Here is an 8,033-nt window from a genome sequence, read left to right as displayed (position 1 = left end):
GCCAGGCCTACCTCGATTGCGGCAAGCCGAACAACGGCGGCACCAAGATCTTCTCGGTCTCGGGCGACGTCGAACGTCCCGGCAACTACGAGATCCCGCTCGGCACGCCCTTCAGCAAGCTGCTGGAACTGTGCGGCGGCGTGCGTGGCGGCCGCAAGCTGAAAGCGGTGATCCCCGGCGGTTCCTCCGCCCGGTGCTGCCGGCCGACATCATGATGAACTGCACGATGGACTACGACTCCATCGCCAAGGCCGGCTCGATGCTGGGCTCGGGCGCCGTCATCGTGATGGACGAGACCCGCGACATGGTGGAGTCGCTGCTGCGCCTCTCGTACTTCTACATGCACGAGTCCTGCGGCCAGTGCACGCCCTGCCGCGAAGGCACGGGCTGGATGTGGCGCGTGATCGACCGCATCCAGAACGGCCACGGCCGGCAGGACGACTTGAACCTGCTGAACTCGGTGGCCGACAACATCCAGGGCCGCACGATCTGCGCGTTGGGCGACGCCGCGGCGATGCCGGTGCGCGCGATGATCAAGCACTTCCGGCACGAGTTCGAGGCGAAGATCGCGCGCTCCGATCTGCCGCTGCCGGAAGTCCGGGATCCGGTTCCGGCTGGGGCAAGGGCTTGAAGATGCGCTCGGTACAACTGCTCCATCGTCGCTCGGCGCTGCTCCTCGCGGCGGCCGTCATGGTGTTGGCAGGCTGCGCGGCCCCGCCCGAAACCTTGTGGCAACGCCGGGGTGCCGACATCGGGACATTGCGTGAGGTCGAGCTCGTCATCGATGCTGGGCTCATGCTGCAGAACCACGATCGAGCCGCGCTGGAGGCCTACTATCAGCATGTCGGGGCCGAGGTGCGCCGCCTGCAGCAGGAACGAGGCGTCAGCGTGGCGTCCACCGTGGTGTTCGCGTCGGTGCCGCTCGATCCAAGCCGCGCCGGCCATGTCGTCCTGCTGCAGCCGCTGAATGCTGTGGTCACCAGGACCGGCACCGACCCGCGCGGAGCCGTCACCGAAATCCAATGGCGGATGGCCATCTTCAAGCGTGGCGCCCCAGTGGCGGGAAGCGGAATGCAGTTGGTCCAGGAGACCCGCTTCAAGGCAGCCCAAGGCATTGCGCGCGTGCCGCTGGAACCCGTCTGGAAGCAGTATGCGTCCCACCTTGCCGTTTACATTGACCAGCAGCTTCGCGGCGCAGGCGCCTGACCGCGGAGCGGACAAGACATGATCGAAATCAATCTCGACGGACAACAGGTGCAGGTGCCCGAAGGCAGCATGATCATGCATGCCGCGGACAAGGCCGGCACCTACATCCCGCACTTCTGCTACCACAAGAAGCTCTCCATCGCCGCCAACTGCCGCATGTGCCTGGTGGACGTGGAGAAGGCGCCCAAGCCGATGCCGGCCTGCGCCACGCCCGTCACCAACGGCATGATCGTGCGCACCAAGAGCGACAAGGCGATCAAGGCGCAGCAGTCGGTGATGGAGTTCCTGCTGATCAACCACCCGCTGGACTGCCCGATCTGCGACCAGGGCGGCGAGTGCCAGCTGCAGGACCTCGCGGTGGGCTACGGCGGCTCCGCCTCGCGCTACGAGGAAGAGAAGCGCGTGGTGCTGCACAAGGACGTCGGCCCGCTGATCTCCATGGAGGAGATGAGCCGCTGCATCCACTGCACCCGCTGCGTGCGCTTCGGCCAGGAAATCGCCGGCGTGATGGAGCTGGGCATGATCCACCGCGGCGAGCACAGCGAGATCACCACGGTGCTGGGCGACACGGTCGACTCCGAAGTCTCCGGCAACATGATCGACCTCTGCCCGGTCGGCGCGCTCACCAGCAAGCCGTTCCGCTACAGCGCCCGCAACTGGGAGCTGTCGCGCCGCAAGTCGGTGTCGCCGCACGACTCCGAAGGCGCGAACCTGCTGGTGCAGGTGAAGAACAACAAGGTCCTGCGCGTCCTGCCGCTGGAGAACAACGACGTCAACGAGTGCTGGCTGGCCGACCGCGACCGCTTCTCCTACGAAGCGCTCAACGGCCCCGAGCGCCTGACCGCGCCCATGCTCAAGCAGGGCGGCGAGTGGAAGACGGTCGACTGGCAGACCGCGCTCGAATACGTGGCGCGCGGCCTCAACGACGTCAAGCGCGAACACGGCGCCAAGGCGATCGGCGCGCTGGTGAGCCCGCACAGCACGGTGGAGGAGCTGTTCCTCGCCCAGAAGCTGGTGCGTTCCCTGGGCAGCGAGAACATCGACTATCGCCTGCGCAATGCGGAGTTCGCCGACTTCGAAGGCGTCCGCTGGCTGGGCACCAGCATCGCGTCGCTGTCGACGCTGCAGCGCGCGCTGTTCGTCGGCACCAACCTGCGCAAGGAACACCCGCTGTTCGCGCTGCGCGTGCGCGGCGCGGTGCGCACCGGCGCGCAGGTCTCCGTGATCCACGACCGCGACGACGACTGGGCGATGTCCGTCGTCTCGAAGGCCATCGCGCCGGCGGGGCAGTGGGTGCAGCAGCTGGCCGACCTCGCCACCGCGATCGGCGAGCAGAAGGGCGAGAAGTCGCCGCTGCAGGGCCATGCGACGGACGCGGCCAGGGCCGCCGCAGCTTCGCTGCTGTCCGGCGAGCGCAAGGCGATCTTCCTGGGCAACGCCGCCGCGCACCATCCGAGCGCGACCTCGCTGCTCGCGCTGGCGCAGTGGATCGGCGAGCAGACCGGCGCCAGCGTCGGCTTCCTCACCGAGGCCGCCAACACGGTCGGCGCGCAGCTGGTGAAGGCCTATCCCGGCGAGGGCGGCCTGAACGCGGGCCAGATGCTGGCCGGCGGCCTGCAGGCGCTGGTCCTCCTGAACAACGAGCCGCGCCACGACTCCGCCGCCGGCGAGCGCGCCGCGGCACTGGGGCAGGGCAAGGGCATGGTGATCACGCTGAGCCCGTTCAAGGCCAACCTCGACATCAGCGACGTGCTGCTGCCGATCGCGCCGTGGACCGAGACGCCCGGCACCTTCGTCAACGCCGAAGGCCGCGTGCAGGGCTTCCACGCCGTGGTCAAGCCGCTGGGCGAGGCGCGTCCCGCCTGGAAGGTGCTGCGCGTGCTGGGCAACATGCTGGGCCTGCAGGGCTTCGAGTACGAGTCCTCGCAGGAAGTGCTGGCCGACGCCCGCGGCGCCGGCGATGCGCAGCAGGCGATGGTGCAGGGCGAGCTGCTCTCGAACCGGACCAAGAAGGCCGTGTGGCTGGGCGACACCAGCGCCCATCCGGTAGCTGCCGCGATCTACCAGCTGGATGGCATCGTGCGCCGCGCGCCTTCGCTGCAGCTGACCGCCGACGCCCGCGTGGCGCCGGCCCAGGAGGTGAGCGCATGATCGACACGATCTACGGCTTGGGCAACGGCCTGATCGCCGCCCCGTGGTGGACCGGCGCGGGCTGGCCCGTCCTCTGGACGCTGATCAAGATCGTCGCGGTGGTGCTGCCCCTGATGGGCGCGGTGGCCTACCTGACGCTGTGGGAGCGCAAGGCGATCGGCTTCACGCAGATCCGCCCGGGCCCCAACCGCGTGGGCCCCTTCGGCCTGCTGACGCCGATCGCCGACGCCCTGAAGCTGCTGACCAAGGAGATCATCCTCCCCACGGTCGCCAACAAGGGCCTGTTCCTGCTCGGCCCGATCATGACCATCATGCCGGCGCTCGCCGCCTGGGCGGTGATCCCCTTCGGCCCCGACGTGGCGCTGGCCAACATCAACGCCGGCCTGCTGTTCCTGATGGCGATCACCTCGCTCGAGGTGTACGGCGTGATCATCGCCGGCTGGGCCTCGAACTCGAAGTACGCCTTCCTGGGCGCGCTGCGCGCTTCCGCCCAGATGGTGAGCTACGAGATCGCCATGGGCTTCTGCCTGGTGGTGGTGCTGATGGTGTCGGGTTCGCTGAACATGACCGAGATCGTCCTGCAGCAGGGCCGCGGCTACTTCGCCGACCGCAACATCAACTTCCTGTCCTGGAACTGGCTGCCGCTGCTGCCGATCTTCTTCGTCTACTTCATCTCGGGCCTCGCCGAGACGAACCGCCACCCCTTCGACGTGGTGGAAGGCGAATCCGAGATCGTGGCCGGCCACATGATCGAGTACTCGGGCATGTCCTTCGCCATGTTCTTCCTGGCGGAGTACGCCAACATGTGGCTCGTGTCGATCCTCGCGGTCGTCATGTTCCTCGGCGGCTGGCTGCCCCCGATCGACGCGCCGCTGCTGAACTGGATCCCGGGCTGGATCTGGCTGGGCATGAAGACCTTCTTCATGGTCACGATGTTCCTGTGGATCCGTTCGACGTTCCCGCGCTACCGCTACGACCAGATCATGCGTCTCGGCTGGAAGATCTTCATTCCGGTGACGCTGGTGTGGCTGGTCGTGGTCGGCGCGTGGATGCAGACCCCCTACAACATCTTCAAATAAGCACGCCATGGCCACCGACACCCTGGCACGCCCCGCCTTCAACCTGGGCGACTTCCTCCGCAGCTTCATGCTGCTGGAGCTGTTCAAGGGCCTGCGCATCACGGGCAAGTACTTCTTCGCCCGCAAGATCACCGTGCAGTTCCCGGACGAGAAGACGCCGCTGTCTCCGCGCTTCCGCGGCCTGCACGCGCTGCGTCGCTATCCGAACGGCGAAGAGCGCTGCATCGCCTGCAAGCTGTGCGAGGCCGTGTGCCCCGCGCTCGCGATCACCATCGAGAGCGAGCAGCGCGCCGACGGCACCCGCCGCACCACGCGCTACGACATCGACCTGACCAAGTGCATCTTCTGCGGCTTCTGCGAGGAGAGCTGCCCGGTCGACTCGATCGTCGAGACCCACGTCCTCGAATACCACGGCGAGAAGCGCGGCGACCTGTACTTCACCAAGGACATGCTGCTGGCCGTGGGCGACCGCTACGAAGCCGAGATCGCGGCCAACAGGGCGGCGGACGCCAAGTACCGCTGAAGAAGAAACCATGGACGTCCGGACTGCTCTTTTCTATCTGTTCTCGGTGGTGCTGCTGTTCGCGGCCTTCCGGGTGATCACCGCGCGCAACCCCGTGTATGCCGCGCTGTTCCTGGTGCTCACCTTCTTCCAGGCCGCCGGCGTGTGGATGCTGCTGAAGGCCGAGTTCCTGGCCATCTCGCTCGTGCTGGTGTACGTCGGCGCGGTGATGGTGCTGTTCCTGTTCGTCGTGATGATGCTGGACATCAATGTCGACGCGCTGCGGGCCGGCTTCTGGAAGCACTTCCCGCTGGCCGCCACCATCGGCGCGCTGATCGCCCTCGAGATGGCGGCGGTGCTGATGGGCGGCTTCCGCCCGACCGAGGAGCCGCGGGCCTTGCCAGGGGCCGCCGCCGCCGCGCAGGCCGGCATCCAGTACTCCAACACCCGCGAGCTGGGCAAGCTGCTCTACACCGAGTACCTGTTCCCGCTGGAGATCGCGGCCGTGGTGCTGCTGGTGGCCATCGTCGCCGCCATCGCGCTCACGCTGCGCACGCGCAAGGACACCAAGCACGTCGACCCTGCCCTGCAGGTGCGCGTGAAGGCACGCGACCGCCTGCAAGTGGTGAAGCTGCCGCCGTCGCGCCCGGCCGAGCCGGAACCCGCGCCCGTCGCCGCTACCGTGGAGACCAAGGCATGATCCTCACCCTCGGACACTTCCTGACGCTGGGCGCGATCCTGTTCGCGCTGTCGGTGGTCGGCATCTTCCTGAACCGCCGCAACCTGATCGTGCTGCTGATGGCCATCGAGCTGATGCTGCTGGCGGTCAACATGAACTTCGTGGCGTTCTCCTACTACCTGGGCGACATGCACGGCCAGGTCTTCGTGTTCTTCATCCTCACGGTTGCCGCGGCGGAATCCGCGATCGGCCTGGCGATCCTGGTGCTGCTGTTCCGCAACAAAGAGAACATCAACGTCGAAGAACTGAACGCGCTCAAGGGCTGATCCGGGAGCGAGAAGAAACGATGGCAACAACCCTCAACGCAGCAACGCTGCTCGCCGTTCCCCTGGCGCCGCTCGCCGGCTGCCTGGTGGCGGGCATCCTGGGCACCACCTTCGGCGGCAACGTGGTCGGCCGGCGCGTGTCGCACACCGCCACGATCCTCGGCGTGCTGATCGCCTTCATCCTCTCCGCGATGACGCTCAAGAGCGTCGCCCTCGACGGCGCGCGCTTCAACCAGACCATTTACGAATGGATGGTCGTGGGCGGCCTCAAGATGGAAGTCGGCTTCCTGGTCGACGGCCTCACCGCCATGATGATGGTCGTGGTGACCTTCGTGTCGCTGATGGTGCACATCTACACCATGGGCTACATGGAGGAAGACGAAGGCTACAACCGCTTCTTCGCCTACATCTCGCTGTTCACCTTCTCGATGCTCATGCTGGTCATGAGCAACAACTTCCTGCAGCTGTTCTTCGGCTGGGAAGCGGTGGGCCTGGTGTCGTACCTGCTGATCGGCTTCTGGTTCACCAAGCCGACGGCGATCTTCGCCAACATGAAGGCGTTCCTCGTCAACCGCGTGGGCGACTTCGGCTTCATCCTCGGCATCGGCCTGATCGCCGCCCATGCCGGCACGCTGAACTACGGCGAGACCTTCGCCAAGGCCGGCGAGCTCGGCGGCCTGGCCTTCGGCCACGGCACCAGCTGGATGATGATCACCGTGATCTGCATCTGCCTGTTCATCGGCGCGATGGGCAAGAGCGCGCAGGTCCCGCTGCACGTCTGGCTGCCCGACTCGATGGAAGGCCCGACCCCGATCTCCGCGCTGATCCACGCCGCCACCATGGTGACGGCCGGCATCTTCATGGTCGCGCGCATGTCGCCGCTCTTCGAGCTGTCGGACACGGCGCTGTCGGTCATCCTCGTGATCGGCGCGATCACGGCGCTGTTCATGGGCTTCCTGGGCATCATCCAGAACGACATCAAGCGCGTCGTCGCGTACTCCACGCTGTCGCAGCTCGGGTACATGACGGTGGCACTCGGTGCTTCCGCCTATTCGGTCGCCGTGTTCCACCTGATGACGCACGCCTTCTTCAAGGCGCTGCTGTTCCTCGCGGCGGGCTCGGTGATCATCGGCATGCACCACAACCAGGACATCCGCTGGATGGGCGGCGTGCGCAAGTACATGCCGATCACCTGGATCACCTCGCTGCTCGGCTCGCTGGCCCTGATCGGCACGCCGCTGTTCGCCGGCTTCTATTCGAAGGACTCGATCATCGAGGCGGTGCACCTGTCCAAGCTGCCCGGTTCCGGCTTCGCCTACTTCGCCGTGATGGCGGGCGTGTTCGTCACCGCCTTCTATTCCTTCCGCATGTATTTCCTGGTGTTCCACGGCAAGGAGCGCTTCGACCAGATCCCGGCGCACGAGCACGATCCGGCCGAGGAACCCGATCCGCACCACCACCAGGACGAGCACCACGCGCCGCACGAGTCGCCGTGGGTGGTGACGGTGCCGCTGATCCTGCTGGCCTTCCCCTCGGTGGTGATCGGCTTCCTGACCATCGGCCCGATGCTGTACGGCGACTTCTTCAAGGATTCGATTTTCGTGAACCTGGAGAAGCACCCGGTGATGGAGCACATGGCCAGGGAATTCCACGGCCCGGTGGCGATGGCGCTGCATGGCCTCACGACGCCCGTGTTCTGGCTGGCGCTGGCCGGCGTGGTGCTGTCCTGGTACATGTACATGAAGAACCCGGCGCTGCCGGCGGCGATCCAGAAGCGCGCGATGCCGCTGTACAAGCTGCTGGACAACAAGTACTACATGGACTGGATCAACGAGAACATCATCGCCCGTGCCGCGCGCGGCCTCGGCCGCGGCCTGTGGAAGGGCGGCGACCAGGGCGTGATCGAGGGCGTGTTCGTCAACGGCAGCGCGCGCCTCGTCTCGAAGTTCGCCGGCGTGATCCGCTGGGTGCAGTCCGGCTACATCTACCACTACGCCTTCGCGATGCTGATGGGCGTGGTGGTGCTCATGACGTACTTCGTGAGCTGGCCGATGATCCGCGAGTGGCTCAAGTAAGGGAAGAACAAGAAT

At 66.3% G+C, this 8,033-nt stretch carries 7 protein-coding genes and 1 pseudogene; all 8 read left to right on the top strand.

The window, feature by feature from the left end:
* A pseudogene (locus VF522_RS09315) lies at positions 1–631 on the top strand (NADH-ubiquinone oxidoreductase-F iron-sulfur binding region domain-containing protein); the annotation flags it as partial.
* Entirely contained in the window at positions 628–1,206 is a 579-nt protein-coding gene (locus VF522_RS09310; RefSeq protein WP_330907969.1) for a hypothetical protein, read from the top strand. The pseudogene VF522_RS09315 and the gene VF522_RS09310, both read left to right, overlap by 4 nt.
* 18 nt (positions 1,207–1,224) lie before the next feature.
* A complete protein-coding gene (gene nuoG / locus VF522_RS09305) occupies positions 1,225–3,357 on the top strand; it encodes an NADH-quinone oxidoreductase subunit NuoG (RefSeq protein ID WP_330907968.1) in 2,133 nt (710 codons plus the stop codon).
* The gene (nuoH, locus tag VF522_RS09300; RefSeq protein ID WP_330907967.1) at positions 3,354–4,436 is read left to right on the top strand and encodes an NADH-quinone oxidoreductase subunit NuoH; all 1,083 of its coding nucleotides are present in this window, start codon (positions 3,354–3,356) and stop codon (positions 4,434–4,436) included. The genes nuoG and nuoH overlap by 4 nt, the downstream gene beginning before the upstream one ends.
* 7 nt (positions 4,437–4,443) lie before the next feature.
* Complete coding sequence (gene nuoI / locus VF522_RS09295; RefSeq protein ID WP_330907966.1) at positions 4,444–4,959, top strand: NADH-quinone oxidoreductase subunit NuoI; 516 nt, start codon at positions 4,444–4,446, stop codon at positions 4,957–4,959.
* 10 nt (positions 4,960–4,969) lie between these two features.
* On the top strand, positions 4,970–5,638 hold the full coding sequence (locus tag VF522_RS09290; RefSeq protein WP_330907965.1) for an NADH-quinone oxidoreductase subunit J: 669 nt from the start codon (positions 4,970–4,972) through the stop codon (positions 5,636–5,638).
* Entirely contained in the window at positions 5,635–5,943 is a 309-nt protein-coding gene (gene nuoK, locus VF522_RS09285; RefSeq protein WP_330907964.1) for an NADH-quinone oxidoreductase subunit NuoK, read from the top strand. Before VF522_RS09290 ends, nuoK begins: the two co-directional genes overlap by 4 nt.
* Before the next feature lie 20 nt (positions 5,944–5,963).
* On the top strand, positions 5,964–8,018 hold the full coding sequence (gene nuoL, locus VF522_RS09280; RefSeq protein ID WP_330907963.1) for an NADH-quinone oxidoreductase subunit L: 2,055 nt from the start codon (positions 5,964–5,966) through the stop codon (positions 8,016–8,018).
* Positions 8,019–8,033 lie beyond the last annotated feature (15 nt).

It is taken from the genome of Ramlibacter sp. (genome assembly GCF_036383835.1).
In the GTDB taxonomy this organism is placed as follows: Bacteria; Pseudomonadota; Gammaproteobacteria; order Burkholderiales; family Burkholderiaceae_C; genus Ramlibacter.
The sequence above is the reverse complement of the archived record's forward strand: the minus strand, read 5'-3'. Positions and strand labels throughout refer to the sequence as shown.